General features: G+C 72.2%; 10 protein-coding genes. 3 read left to right on the forward strand and 7 right to left on the reverse strand.

The genetic code is table 11. From position 1 onward, the window contains the following. Nucleotides 1–67: 67 nt before the first annotated feature. The 5 genes from OG453_RS29150 to OG453_RS29170 form a co-directional block, all read right to left on the reverse strand. A complete protein-coding gene (locus OG453_RS29150; RefSeq protein WP_266871514.1) occupies nt 68–1,555 on the reverse strand; it encodes a hypothetical protein in 1,488 nt (495 codons plus the stop codon). Continuing rightward, the gene (pelF, locus tag OG453_RS29155; RefSeq protein WP_266871515.1) at nt 1,552–3,036 is read right to left on the reverse strand and encodes a GT4 family glycosyltransferase PelF; all 1,485 of its coding nucleotides are present in this window, start codon (nt 3,034–3,036) and stop codon (nt 1,552–1,554) included. Before pelF ends, OG453_RS29150 begins: the two co-directional genes overlap by 4 nt. Before the next feature lie 117 nt (nt 3,037–3,153). Then, on the reverse strand, nt 3,154–5,286 hold the full coding sequence (locus OG453_RS29160; RefSeq protein WP_266871517.1) for a hypothetical protein: 2,133 nt from the start codon (nt 5,284–5,286) through the stop codon (nt 3,154–3,156). Nucleotides 5,287–5,849: 563 nt separating this feature from the next. Next, nucleotides 5,850–7,226 carry an FAD-dependent oxidoreductase gene (locus OG453_RS29165; RefSeq protein WP_266871518.1) on the reverse strand — a complete coding sequence of 459 codons (1,377 nt, stop codon included), beginning with the start codon at nt 7,224–7,226 and terminating at the stop codon, nt 5,850–5,852. 194 nt (nt 7,227–7,420) lie between these two features. Further along, on the reverse strand, nt 7,421–8,341 hold the full coding sequence (locus OG453_RS29170; protein ID WP_266871519.1) for a DUF4349 domain-containing protein: 921 nt from the start codon (nt 8,339–8,341) through the stop codon (nt 7,421–7,423). Between the two features lie 139 nt (nt 8,342–8,480). Here OG453_RS29170 and hemG point away from each other — a divergent pair, with 139 nt between their 5' ends. The 3 genes from hemG (at nt 8,481) to OG453_RS29185 (ending at nt 11,271) form a co-directional block, all read left to right on the forward strand. Next, nucleotides 8,481–9,881, forward strand: coding sequence for a protoporphyrinogen oxidase (hemG, locus tag OG453_RS29175; protein ID WP_266871520.1), 1,401 nt, complete (start codon nt 8,481–8,483; stop codon nt 9,879–9,881). Nucleotides 9,882–9,994: 113 nt separating this feature from the next. Then, nucleotides 9,995–10,714 (forward strand): hydrogen peroxide-dependent heme synthase, encoded by a 720-nt coding sequence (hemQ, locus tag OG453_RS29180; protein ID WP_266871521.1) that lies wholly within the window; start codon nt 9,995–9,997, stop codon nt 10,712–10,714. A 182-nt stretch (nt 10,715–10,896) separates the two neighbouring features. Next, nucleotides 10,897–11,271, forward strand: a complete 375-nt coding sequence (locus OG453_RS29185) for an RNHCP domain-containing protein (RefSeq protein ID WP_266871522.1) — start codon at nt 10,897–10,899, stop codon at nt 11,269–11,271. 18 nt (nt 11,272–11,289) lie between these two features. Here OG453_RS29185 and OG453_RS29190 read toward each other — a convergent pair whose 3' ends face one another. Together OG453_RS29190 and OG453_RS29195 are read right to left on the reverse strand one after the other, a co-directional pair. Next, nucleotides 11,290–12,909 (reverse strand): alpha/beta hydrolase, encoded by a 1,620-nt coding sequence (locus tag OG453_RS29190; protein ID WP_266871523.1) that lies wholly within the window; start codon nt 12,907–12,909, stop codon nt 11,290–11,292. A gap of 107 nt (nt 12,910–13,016) precedes the next feature. Continuing rightward, nucleotides 13,017–13,790 (reverse strand): TIGR04222 domain-containing membrane protein, encoded by a 774-nt coding sequence (locus tag OG453_RS29195; protein ID WP_266871525.1) that lies wholly within the window; start codon nt 13,788–13,790, stop codon nt 13,017–13,019. Nucleotides 13,791–13,813 lie beyond the last annotated feature (23 nt).

The raw sequence follows: 13,813 nt of genomic DNA on the forward strand, positions 1-13,813 counted from the left end.
GATGGAGGTGGTGTGCGGCGGGCGGGGGCCCGGCCCGATGAAGGGGGCGCCGAGGGCGCGGGTCGGCTCAGGCGTGTGCCGTGGGCCGGCCCAAGTGGTGGACGGCGACGGCAAGGAGAGCCAGAGCCGCGGCCGTACAGCCGATGAGTTGTGCGGCGGACGCGGAGAGCGCGCCGGTGTGCGGGAGCGCCGTGGCGGCGAGTGCCGCGGCCAGGCAGGGCACGGCGGACGACCAGGCCGCGCCGAACGCCTGGAGAAGCAGGGCGGTCCACAACACGGCGCCGAGCAGCAGGAGTTGGACCGCGGGCGCGCCGACGACGACGGCGCCCAGCGCGAGCGGCGCGAGATAGGCCGCGCCGCACACCGCGAGTGCGCGGGTGGCGCGGAGCCGGAAGCCACGGGGTGTGGTCGAGGCGTGCAGGGCGGCTACCGCGAGTCCGCGGTAGCGGTAGAGCAGCCACTCGGCGGGGCCCATGCTCAGGGTCAACACGATGACGGCGTACGGTTCCTGACGCCCCGCCACGGCCGTGAGCACTCCGGCCGCGAGACCGAACAGGCCGTACGGGAGCGAGCGCAGCGGATGCGGCGCGGGGCCCGGCACCGGAGCGGCCCGCAGCGCCGAGCGCAACGCGTGCCCGGCGGCGGCCACCGCGAGCAGCACGGTGAGCAGCACGACACCCGTCCGCAGGGCGCCCGGCGGCTGCCACCACGGCAGCGCGGCCGCGGCCAGCGACACCGGGAGCAGCGCGGCGGCGAGCACCTTCTCGCGGCCGAGCACGAGCAGCACACCGGCCGCCGCCAGGTAACAGGACTGCCCGGCGGCGAACAGCGCGGCGGGTCCGGGCCCCGCGACCAGCAGCCCGGCGGCGGAAGCGGCGGCGATGCCGAGCGGCGCCCCGAACAGCAGGGTGCGCCCGGCCTCGTGCCGCCCCGTGGCAAGGCGTGCGTACGCCCGGTGGCTCAGCGCCTGGGACCAGGCCCAGGACACCAGGGCCGCGGCGATCAGCCCGTACAGCCCGGAGGCCGACCCCCAGGCGCCCTCCGCCAGCAGATACGCCGTACCCGGAAGCGCGAAGAGCAGTCCGCGCAGGGCGCAGCGCAGATGGTCGGGCCGCCAGGGGTCGGGCGGCACAGGCGGCTTCGGATGGCTGCGCGGCACCCGCCGGAAGACGGCGTCGGCCAGCGAGAACAGATCGGGGTGCCCATACGTCTCCTGGATCCGGTCGCCGGTCAGGCCCTGTGACTCCAGGAGCGCGGCGACCTCGTAGGGGTGGACGGCGGCGCCCGCGTCCTCGGCGAGCTCGGCCGCGAGCCGGTCGACGGGGTCGTCGGCGCGGGCGGGCCGGAGCGTGACGCGGGGGTGCACGCGCGGCCGGTCGTCGTCGGTGGTGGTGCGGGGCGGGCGGGCCAGGCGCAGGGCGAGGGTGTCGTCGGCGCCGGACTCGTGGGTGCGGCCGGTGGTGGCGTTCGGGCCGTGGGTGTGCGCGGCGTGGGCCGCCGCGGCCCACGAGGGTACGCGCCTGCCGCGCGGCCGCAGGGGCAGCGGGCCGCTCATCCGGCCACCCCGCCGGTGATGTCGCGGTAGGCCAACACCTCGTAAGAAGCGCCCTGTTGACCCTGTCCGGTGGCCAGCTCCTCGTAGATCGCGCGGAAGGCATCCACCGTCTGCCGGAGCGTGAACTGCTCGATCACCCGCAGCCGGGCCGCCTCGCCCATCGCCGCCCGGCGCTCCGGATCGCGGAGCAGTTCGAGCACGGCCCGCGCCATGGCCTCAGGGGCGCGCGGCGGCACCACGAGACCGGTCGGGCCGACGGCCTCCCGCACCCCGCCGACATCGGTGGAGACCGTGGCGCGCCCGCAGGACATCGCCTCGATCAGCGTGAAGGGGAAGCCCTCGCTGATGCTGGACAGCATCACCACATTGCCCGCCGCGTAGGCGTCCTTGATGTGCTCGACGCGGCCCTCGAAGACCACCGCGTCGCCGTGGCCGAGCTCCGCCGCCAGCGCCTCGCAGCGCTCGCGGTAGGCCTCGCCGCCGCGCGGTGTGCCGCCGAACAGGCGAAGGCGGGCGTCCGGGATCTCCTGCCTGACCAGGGCGAAGCAGCGGATCAGCGTCTCCAGGTCCTTGATCGGGTCGACCCGGCCGGCCCAGCTCAGGGTGGGGCTGTGCGGCTCAGGTCCCGCGGGCGGGAAGGCCTCGGGGTCCACGCCGTTGTAGACGGTGCGGATGAGGGAGGGGGCCGCGCCGCCGCGCTCCTCCCAGAGGCGGTTGTAGCGGTTGCCCGGGGTGATCAGGGCGGCCCTGCGGTATGTCTCCTCGGCGAGCAGCCGGAAGAAGCCGAGCAGCAGGGCCTTCACCGGCCAGCTGTACGGTCCTGTGCGGTAGCCGAGGTAGCGCTCGCGCAGATAGACCCCGTGCTCGGTCAACAGCAGGGGTACTCCGTGGAGTTGATGGGCGATCAGTCCCGGCAGGGCCGCGATGCCGCCGCTGACCGCGTGCGCGACACCGCGCTCGGGAGGGCGGGCGGCGAGCGGCCGCAGCGCGTGTTCGAGCAGCCCGGTGGCGGTGACCGCGTCGTGCAGCGTCGGCCGCGCGTCGGCGACCGCGAGCCCCGAGGTGTTCCACACGGCTGCCAGGACGTGCACCGCACGGTCGGTGCGCAGCGCGGGGGCGAGGGCGCCGTCGCGGGCATGCCGGGCGAGCTCGTGCAGGGCGGGCGCGAAGCCGTCCTCGGCGGCGGGGTCGAGCAGGGCGGTGAGGAACTGCTCGTAGGAGGCGAGGAGTTGGCGTGCCCGGCGGCCGCGAGGGGGATGCCCCGCCGGGGCCGGGCCCCACATCGGAAGAGAGACGGGCTCGTCGACATTGCCCGGCAGCTCCCAGGCGAGACTCTCGCGACCGGTCCCGGTGACGGCGAGCACCCCGAAGTCGACATCGGGCATGCCACGCACGAGCTGATCGCACCAGACACTTACGCCGCCGTGGCTGTGCGGATAGGTGCCTTCGGTCAGGAGGGTGACACGGGTCGAGTTGGGCATGGTGGGGCTCCGCGGGTGAGGTACGAAACGCGACGGGGAGGGCCCCGAAGGGGCGCGGGGAACTGCGCGACCAGCCACAGCGGACCCGCAGATTCAAACGGCAAAGATGCGGAGTGATCAGTGCCTGTCGGCGCCAGGTTTCACGTACCGTGCAGCCCCGTCAGGCACTGGCAGCTTCCTGGCAGGCTTCGGGACATCGGCCCGAGAACCGCCCACGTCGCCCGCGGCGACAGCGCTCGGCAACGTAAGCGTGACCCTGTCCTGGAGGAGGCCAGGCGAGACCCAGCCCGAGGTTCTCCCGGCATAGGCGGACCCGAACGGTGCGGTACCCAAAAGGAGCCGCTGAACGCTGCCGGCAGGCATCGTGGCGCGCACGGCCACACCCGCCGGCGCCTGAACCGTCACGGTGTCACCGACCCGGTAGCCGGTGACGCGCCCGGCGTCGACGGCCGAGTCCCACGCCGCGCGCGAGCGCAACTCGCCGCCGACGTCGGCCATCCGCAGGTTCACCACGGGCGCGTTCTCCGCGAACAGCGCACCGTACGCGTCGAGTACGGACCCGAGCACGGGGTACGCGATGCGGTCCTCGGCGAGGTTCGACTGGTGGATGAAGTGCGGCCGCGGGTCGTTCGCCAGGACGTGCCCGAGCGCGATCGTCGACTCGACGGGCACGATGTGGTCCTGGTAGCCGGTCGTGAGGTCGAGGGGCCGGTCCAGGCAGGTCGCGACGGAGGAGTTCTCGCAGACGCCGCTGCCGCCGTCGGCCTTGCGGGTGTAGATCCAGTTGTACTCGTCGACCTGCTCGCTGGTGCGGCCCGCGTTGTAGAAGACGTTCATCGGGTGGCGCGGCACGGTCAGGGACGGGCCGACCTGGCGCTGGGCCCGGTCCCGTGAGTTGTCCGAGCCGAGCCAGGTCACGCCGTTGTCCCGCAGCGCCGTGCCCAGGTTCGGGTTGTCGTCGGGCTGCTGCGGGAGCACCTTGAGTCCCGAGTGCTCTCCGGTGACCAACTCGCCGGTGACCAGGGGGAGTCCGGCCCGCTGTGCCCAGGCCCGGTTGTCGGAGATCTGCCCGGAGATCTCGGCGCGCGAGACGTAGCGCGTGCTGCCGTCCGCGTTCTTCGCGCAGGTCCACGGGACGGTGCTGACGTCCTGGACGCAGCCGAGGAAGGGGTGGTTGTAGGTGTGGTTGATCCAGCGGTGGTCGTCGCGGTCGGCGACGAACCGGTCGGCCAGCGGGTCCGAGCCGCCGTTCTCCTCACGGAAGAGTTCGCTGCCGCCGCCGTTGAAGGCCATGTCGAGCGGGAACTTGCGGTCCTTGGACCACTGGGCCGCGTAGGCGGCGTCGTCCGGCGTCATCCGGATCGGGTCGGGCGTGCCCTGGCCCGGCGGGCAGTCCACGTCGCCCGGAGTGCAGTTGAGCTCGGTGTCCCAGCGGTCGTCGGCGCCGAAGACGTCGTCGACATGGACGGCGAAGTAGTTGCGGGAGGAGCCGAGTTGGACGCCCTGGGTCAGCCAGTCGACGATGCCGCGGGCGAGCAGCCGGAACTGCTGCTGGTGCTGGTTGTAGACGAAGGTCACCACCAGGTCGCGCCGCCCGTCGTGCCGGTACTCGCCCACGAGCGAGCCGCGGCCGGAACCGCCGGGGACCGGTGCGTCCACGTAGCTGGTGAAGTCGGCGCCGGGTGCGGGCTCGGCCAGGAAGCCGTAACTCTCGTTGACGGACGGTGAGTTGTCCTCGAAGGGCACCTGTCCCGCGAGATAGCCGAACGGTCCGCTCTTGCCCGAAGCGGTCACCTGGGCCCGCACCCCGTCGAGCGAACCGCTGAACTTCGGTGTCTGGAGCCCCGCTTCGGGCCGGGCGTAGGTGTAGGCGTCCACCTGCGGGATCGCGTACGTCTGCTCGTAGGAGGCGAGGGCGGCCATTTCCGCCGAACCGGCCCCGAACGGGTTGTCGTTGGGCAGCGCGACGGCCTGGAACCTGGCCCGCGGCCGGCCGTTCACGGTGTCCGCGAGGAACGCTCCGTCGATCACAGGGCGGCCGCTCTGTCGCAGGTCGACGGTGGTGTACGGAGTGCCCTGGCCGTCCAGCTCGGCGGTGATCGCGGCGGTGGCGGGGCCCCCGTCGGTCACCACCAGAACGCGCAGGTCGATGCGGGGCGCCTCGGCGGCTGACGCGGGAGCGCCGGGCAGCGAGAGCGCGAGAAGCAGAGCGGCGGCGCCGAGAGCCGCCGCTCGTGCGGTGTGATTCATGCGGTGTGTGGTCCCCTCCACGGTCGGGCCGCTGGGGTGTCTCCACCCAGCGGCCCGGCCCCCAACGGCACGGTCACCTGTCGCAGTGTGTGTCCGTGCAGCTCTGACGCGTCACATAGTGCGGCCCGATTGAGGGTTCTGTGCGGATTCTGTGAAAGCTGGCGGAAAAAAGATGGCTCTGTTCTAAAGGGGTGGATGAGGGGTGCGCGGGGAGGGTGGTGACACTTCGGAGCCGGGCGTTCCGGGAAACCGTGGCCGCTCAGGGGGGTCGGCGGCCCCCGGGGCTCCGATCGGTGCCGGTTACATGTTCTGGTCCTCGGCGGGCTCGGTGAGGCCCGGAAAGGGTGCCGGGCCGAACCGCCATGAATCAGCCAACTCGGGAGGCTCGGGTTGCGGGGCCTTTTGCGTAGCAAGCGCGTTCTGACCTGCGGGGGAACTGGGTTACGCGGAAGTGAAGGGGGCGCGAATCAGGGCGTACTTGCGCTCCGCGCGGGGGTGTGTGCGTCTCTTTCTGCGGGTCTGCTGTGGCTGGGCGCGCAGTTCCCCGCGCCCCTTCGGGGCGCTTAGGCCCGCACCGCCGCCACCGCCTTCCGTGCCGCCACCAGGATCGGGTCCCACACCGGTGAGAACGGTGGGGCGTAACCGAGGTCGAGTGCCGTCATCTGTTCCACCGTCATGCGTGCCGTCAGTGCCACCGCCGCGATGTCCACGCGCTTGGCGGCTCCCTCGCGGCCCACGATCTGGACGCCGAGCAGCCGGCCCGTGCCCCGTTCGGCGAGCATCTTCACCGTCATCACGGCCGCTCCGGGGTAGTAGCCCGCCCGGCTCGTCGACTCGATGGTCACCGTCACGTGCTGCAGGCCCGCGGCCCGCGCGTCCTTCTCGCGCAGGCCCGTGCGGGCGATCTCCAGGTCGCAGACCTTGCTGACCGCCGTGCCGACGACACCGGGGAACGTCGCGTAACTGCCGCCCACGTTCGAGCCGATGACCTGGCCGTGCTTGTTGGCGTGCGTGCCGAGCGCGATATGGCGTTCGCGGCCCGAGACCAGGTCGAGCACCTCCACGCAGTCGCCGCCCGCCCAGATGCCGTCGTGGCCGCGTACGCGCATCGCCAGGTCGGTGAGCAGCCCGCCGTGCTCGCCGAGCGGCAGGCCCGCGGCGCGGGCGAGTTCCGTCTCGGGGCGCACGCCGATGCCGAGCACCACCACGTCCGCCGGATACTCGGCGTCCTCCGTGGCCACCGCCCTGACCCGGCCGTCCTCACCGGTGAGGATCTTGGTGACCTCGGAGTCGTTCACCATCTCGATGCCCATCCCCGACATTGCCTCGTGGACCAGGCGGCCCATGTCCGGGTCGAGCGTCGACATCGGCTCCGCGCCGCGGTTGACGACGGTGACCTCGTAGCGTCGCTGGATCAGCGCCTCGGCCATCTCGACGCCGATGTAGCCCGCGCCGATGACGACCGCCCTGCGGCCCGGCGTCTCGGCGAGCGTGTCCAGGAGCGCCTGGCCGTCGTCGAGGGTCTGCACGCCGTGCACACCGGGGGCGTCGATGCCGGGCAGCGAAGGGCGGACCGGACGGGCGCCGGTGCCGATCACGAGCTTGTCGTACGCCGTCCAGTCCTCGGCCCCGGATTCGAGGTCCCGGGTGCGCACGCGGCGCCCCGCCGGATCGATCTCCACGACCTCCGTACGCATCCGCAGGTCGATGTCGCGCGCCCGGTGTTCCTCCGGCGTACGCGCGATCAGCTCGTCCCGCGAAGGGACGTCGCCGCCCACCCAGTAGGGGATGCCGCAGGCCGAGTACGAGGTGAAGTGACCGCGCTCGAAAGCGACGATCTCCAGCTCGTCCGGGCCCTTGAGCCTGCGTGCCTGCGACGCGGCGGACATGCCCGCCGCGTCGCCCCCGATGACCACAAGTCGCTCTCTCGCGCTGCTCATACGGACACGCTACTTAAGCGCTCCGCTGGAATCGCGGTGATGGACCCGCGGGCCGGTGGGGGCTGGTCGCGCCCACGCGGCGGAGCCGCATATGTCACAGCCCCGCGCCCCTTCGGGGCGCACCCGAACCGCACCGGACTTCGCCAAAGCCGCAGACGAGCGACGGCACCCTCGCGGCACTTCCCGCGGAGCGCTTAGTCGTCGTCGCCTTCGCCCGCCGGTGGCTGTGGCAGCCGGGGTCGCACAAGACGCTGCCACAGCAGAATCAACAGCGCTGCCACCGCCGCGAACGGCAGGATCGCGCCGAGGGCGACCGCCAGCCAGCGCAGCATCGTCACGAAGGCGTTCCAGCCGCCGGACAGCGCGTCCACGAACGTCGGATCGTCGTCGTCCGCGTCCGTCTTCTGCACCGCCGTCTCGCTGAGCGAGAGCGTGATCGTCGACATGCTCGTACGGTCCTTCAGGGACGACTGCTGCGCGAGCAGCGCCTCCAGCTCGGACTGCCGGGAGCTCAACTCCCCTTCCAGGGTGACGACATCGCTCAGCTTCGTCGCCCTGTCCATCAGCTCCCGCACCCGCGCCACGCTCGCCCGCTGCGACTTGATGCGGCTCTCGACATCGACGACCTGGTCGGTGACGTCCTGCGCCTTGGCCTTGCGCTCGATCAACTTGCCCGTTCCCTCAAGGGACTTGAGGACCTCCTCGTACTGGTCCTGCGGCACCCGCAGCACGATCCGCGAGCGCTCGTGGCCGCGGCCGTCGCGGTCCGTCGTCTCGTCGCCGACGACACCGCCCGCGTCCGTGGCGACCGCGCGCGCCTCGTCGAGCGCCTTCGGGACGTCCTTGACGCGGACGGTCAGGGTCGCGGTGCGGATGATGTGGGTGCCGGTGAGCTTCGGCGGCTTCTTCGCGCCGGACTCGTCCGCTTGGCCGCCGCCCACGCCACGCTCGTCGGACGAGTCCGCCCGGTCCCTCGCCGCGCCGCCCGCCGCCTTGTCGCTGTCGCCGCCGCTGTCACCGCCCGCGCTGCACCCCGCGAGCGCGAGGGCGACCGCGAGCAGCACGGCCGAGAGTGCCTGGACGGTGCGGTGCCTGGACGTGCTGGACGCGTTCATCCCGACGTACCCCCCGAGGGTCGTGGTGGCTGTTGCTCCCTTGACTGCTCCTTTGACGCCGGAGCGGGGCGGAACGGTGGTTGCCGACAGGTCCCGATGGGGTCACGGTCGGGACTCGCGCGGCTCGTAGAGTGGAGGTATGCGCGAAACGGACACACGTACGGGTACGGGTCATGTCGTGGTCATCGGCGGTGGGATCGCCGGCCTTGCCGCCGCCCATCGATTGCTCGGCGCCGGAGCACGGGTGACCGTCCTGGAAGCCGCCGACCGGCTCGGCGGCAAACTGCTCCCCGGCGAGATCGCCGGCGTCCGCGTCGACCTCGGCGCCGAGTCGATGCTCGCCCGCCGCCCCGAGGCCGTGGCCCTGGCCCGCGAGGTCGGCCTCACCGACCGGCTGCAGCCGCCCGCCACCGCGACCGCCGCGATCTGGACCCGGGGCGCCCTGCGCCCGATGCCCAAGGGCCACGTCATGGGCGTGCCCGGCGACGCGTCGGCCCTCTCCGGGGTGCTCTCCGACGAAGGTCTGCACCGCATCGAGCAGGACCGCGAGCTGCCGGCCACCGAGGTCGGCGACGATGTCGCGGTCGGTGAGTACGTCGCCGGGCGCCTCGGTCGCGAGGTCGTCGACCGCCTGGTGGAGCCGCTCCTGGGCGGGGTGTACGCCGGTGACGCCTACCGCATCTCGATGCGCTCGGCGGTGCCGCAGCTCTTCGAGGCGGCCCGCAGCCACGCCTCGCTCACCGAGGGCGTACGCGAGATCCAGGCCCGCGCCGCGAAGAGCCGGCAGACCGGCCCCGTCTTCATGGGCATCGAGGGCGGCGTCGGCCAACTGCCGCTCGCGGTCGCGGAGTCGGTACGCGCGCGTGGCGGTGTCATCCACACCGGGGCGGCCGTCACCGGGCTGAAGCGCACCGCGGGGGGCTGGCAGGTCAGCACCGAGAAGAGCGTCATCGACGCCGACTGCGTAGTGGTCGCCGTGCCCGCGTACGCCGCCGCCGCGCTCCTGGGCGTCGAGGCACCCGCGGCCGCCGCCGAGCTCGCCGCCGTCGAGTACGCCTCCATGGCCCTGATGACCCTCGCCTACCGCCGCAGCGAAACCGACCTCCCCGAAGGCAGCGGTTTTCTCGTGCCGCCCATCGACGGGCACACCATCAAGGCGTCCACGTTCGCCTCGCGCAAGTGGGCCTGGATCGCCGATGAGGACCCTGACCTGCTGGTTCTGCGCACTTCGGTGGGCCGGTACGGGGAGAGCGCGATCCTGGAGCGGGACGACGCCGACCTGCTCGCCCTCTCCCGGCGCGATCTGTACGCGGCCACCGGCCTGGACGCCGCGCCCGTCGCCACCCGCGTCACCCGCTGGCACGACGGCCTCCCGCAGTACCCCGTCGGCCACCACGCGCGCGTGGCCCGCATCCGCGAGCACGTGAGCAAACTGCCCGGCCTCGCCGTCTGCGGAGCCGCGTACGACGGCGTGGGCATCCCCGCGTGCATCGCGAGCGCGTACGCGGCCGTGGACCAGCTGGGCGGCGACCTGGAGTAATAGGGGCAGCGCGCAGCGCTTCTTTGGAAGGGTGGTGGTGGGCGACGGGTGGGCGGAGGAGCTCAGCAGCAACCCGGTGCAGAGTCTGCACGGCGGCGGAGGAGAATAGAGACATGAGTGACGACGCCCCCGCCAAGAGCCCGAACGCCGGCAAGAAGGCCAAGGACCTCAACGAGGTCATCCGCTACACGCTGTGGTCCGTCTTCAAGCTGCGCGACGTCCTTCCCGACGATCGCGTCGGCTTCGCCGATGAGGTCCAGGAGCTGTTCGACCAGCTCGCCGCCAAGGACATCACGGTCCGTGGCACGTACGACGTGTCGGGGCTCCGTGCCGACGCCGACGTCATGATCTGGTGGCACGCGGAGACGAGCGACGAGCTTCAGGAGGCCTACAACCTCTTCCGCCGCACCATGCTGGGCCGCGCCCTGGAGCCGGTCTGGTCGAACATGGCGCTGCACCGCCCCGCCGAGTTCAACAAGTCGCACATCCCGGCCTTCCTGGCCGACGAGACGCCCCGCAACTACATCAGCGTCTACCCCTTCGTGCGCTCCTACGACTGGTACCTGCTGCCCGACGAGGACCGCCGCCGCATGCTCGCCGACCACGGCAAGATGGCCCGCGGCTACCCCGACGTGCGCGCCAACACCGTCGCCTCGTTCTCGCTCGGCGACTACGAGTGGATGCTGGCCTTCGAGGCCGATGAGCTGTACCGCATCGTCGACCTGATGCGGCACCTGCGCGCCTCCGAGGCCCGGATGCACGTCCGCGAAGAGGTCCCGTTCTTCACCGGCCGCCGCAAGTCCGTGGCGGACCTGGTGGCGGGTCTGGCGTAAGCGCCACCGCCGTACACGCGCCGGGCGGGCGCGGCACCGTTAATTCGGTTGCCGCGCCCGCCCGGTGCGCGTTTCATCGAAAGGTCGTACCCGGAGACAGAAAGATGGTGAGTGTATGCCCAGGGCCCTGCGGAACAGCTCGGAGCCGATCCCTTCCGCATTGCTTTGGAGTCACCTTCACCATGTCCCGCAACACATCAAGGCGCGCCCGCACTGAGGCGCGCGCCGAGTCCTTCCGCTGTCTGCAGTGCGGTCTCGACGTATCGATGACCGCACCCGGAACCGACCACCGCAACCACTGCCCGAACTGCCTGTGGAGCCGTCACCTCGACGACACCCCGGGCGACCGGGCCGCGGAGTGCGGCGCCCGGATGGAACCTCTCGCCATCTCCGTACGCGGAGACGGCGAATGGGTCCTCGTCCACCGCTGCACCCACTGCGGCGTCCTGCACGCCAACCGCACGGCGGGCGACGACAACGCCCTGCCGCTGACCCGGCTCGCGGTGCGCCCGCTGGCCCAGCCGCCGTTCCCGCTGGAGCGGCTCGGCGCGCTGTGACCGGCTAGCGCTCGCCTGCTAGCGCTTTTTGGGAAGAGCCTTCGCCCGTGCGCCGGACAGCGGCTCGGGCTCCTTGTGCGGTGCGCACGCCGCGCGCCGCACAGGGAGCCTGCCCTCCAGGAGATATGCCTCCAGGTGGCCGTTGACGCACTGGTTGGGGCCGCCCGCGATGCCGTGCGTGCCCGCATCCCGCTCCGTCACAAGGACCGAACCCTTCAGCCTGCGGTTGAGCTCCTCGGCGCCCTCGTACGGCGTCGCCGCGTCGCGCTCGGCCTGCAGGATCAGCGTCGGGGGCAGCTCGCCCTCGTCGGTGCGGACGTCCACGGGACGCTGGCGGGGCGCGGGCCAGTAGGCGCACGGCAGGTTCATCCAGGCGTTGTCCCAGGTCTCGAAGGGCGCGAGGCGGGCGACCAGTGAGTTGTCGCGGTTCCAGGTCTTGAAGTCCGTCGGCCAGGCCGCGTCATTGCACTCGACCGCGGTGTAGACCGCGTTGCTGTTCTCCTGCTCCTTGGCCGCCTTCGGCACGGGCGCGGCCTGCTCGATCAGCTGCTTCGGGTCGCCCTTCAGATACGCCGAGAGCGCCGAGGCGCGCATCGGCCAGAAGTCGTCGTAGTAGCCGGCCTGGAGATACGCCGACTGCAGCTGGCCGGAGCCGACCTTGCCGCCGGCGGGCTTGCGGGCCAGCGCGTCGCGGACCCTCTCATAGCTCCTGAGGACGGCATCGGGCGTCTTGCCCAGGTGGTACGTCTTGTCGTGCTTGGCCACCCAGGTACGGAAGTCGGCCCAGCGCCGTTCGAACGCCACGGACTGGTCGAGGTTGTTGTAGTACCAGATCTGCGCCGGGTCGGGGTTCACCGCCGAGTCGAACACCATGCGGCGCACGTGCGACGGGAAGAGCGAGGCGTAGACGGCGCCGAAGTAGGTGCCGTACGAGGCGCCCATGAACGTCAGCTTCTGCTCGCCGAGCGCCGCCCGAAGGACCTCCAGGTCACGGACGTTGTTCAGGCTGTTGAAGTGCGGCAGGCCCGCCCCGGAGCGCTTGGCGCAGCCGCGCGCGTACGCCTGCGCCTCCGCGACGCGCTTCAGTTTGTACGCGGCGTCCGGGTGGGCCGGCGAATGGGTCGGCGCCTTCACGAACTCCTTGGGGTCCTGACAGGAGATCGGCGCCGAGCGGCCGACACCGCGCGGGGCGTAGCCGACGAGGTCGTAGGCGGCGGCGATGCGCTTCCACTCGGGAATGGCCCCGACGAGCGGGAAGTACATGCCGGACGCGCCGGGGCCCCCGGGGTTGAAGACGAGCGCCCCCTGGCGCTTGACGGCCTTGGCGCGCTTGCCCGCGGCCTTCTTCGTGGCCTTGACGCGGCTGACCGTCAGCTTGATCTGCTTGCCGTCCGGCTGCGCGTAGTCGAGCGGCACCTGCACGGTGCCGCAGCGGACGGACGGCGGCAGGCCCTCCGCCGCGGCGCAGGCGCCGAAGCGGATGCCGGCCGCCTTCGCGCGCTGGACGGCGACGGCGGTGCCGTGCGCCTGCGGGTAGGGCAAGGTGTCGGTCGCGGACGCGCTTCCCGTGGGGGCGGCGACGAGTGCGGTCAGGACCAAGGATCCGGCGGTTCCGTAGAGGGCGGCTGCTGCTCTCATCGCTCTCCATCCCTTCATTCGGCCGTGTGTTGCTCGAACAAAAGGGATGATTCGTTCGGTAAAAGGCGAAGTAAAGCACCGCCTGCCGGTGTCGGCGCATTGTTCCGTCAATGCCCCCGATGCGCCGTATCCCGGTGCGTGAACGCGGCGCGCAGATCGGGGTCCGCGAGGGCGCGGGTGCCGCGTACGGCGACGGCGGTGAGGTCGGAGCCGCCGCGCGCCGGAAGCGCGCTCAGCAGACGCTGCCCGGCGGGCGACGCCCAGCGGGGGTAGGGGTGGATCTCGAAGCGGGCGACGGCCAGACAGGCCAGGGCGGTGGCCAGGGGCAGCGCGAACCAGAACGCGATGTGCACATCGCCGGGCGTCCGGTCGGCCGCCTCCTGGGCGGGCATCAGCAGCGCCGCCGCGCCGAGGGCGAGCACCACCGCGGCGCTCGCCCGCACCTGGCGGACCGCGCCCGCGACCCCCGACCAGGTGCCGTCCGGCAGCGCGAGCCCCGCCGCGACGAGCCGGTCGGCGAGGGCGCGCATCGCTTCGGTGCCGGCCGCGGCCCGGCGCACCGGCGCTATCGGCGACTGGCCCGCGGGCCCTATCGCGCCGAGCACGGAACGCTCCATGTCGTCACCGCCCACCGGGTCGACCACCGTCGCCCAGCCGGTGCGGGCGAGCAGCAGCCGCCGGGCGCGGGCCATCGACACCAGGGTGAGGTCGGTGACGCGAGCGGGGCCGCCGGAGAGGAAGGCGGTTTCGTAGAGCGTCAGTTCATGACGGTGCTCCAGGGCCGCGCCGGGCGGGGCCGTGCGGTACGCGGCGAGGCAGAGCCGGGCACAGGACAGGCCTGTCGCGACCCAGGCGAGGAGGAGCAGGGGGAGCCAGAACATGCGGGTGTTCTATGCGAGCGGAC

It is taken from the genome of Streptomyces sp. NBC_01381 (assembly GCF_026340305.1).
In the GTDB taxonomy this organism is placed as follows: domain Bacteria; phylum Actinomycetota; class Actinomycetes; order Streptomycetales; family Streptomycetaceae; genus Streptomyces.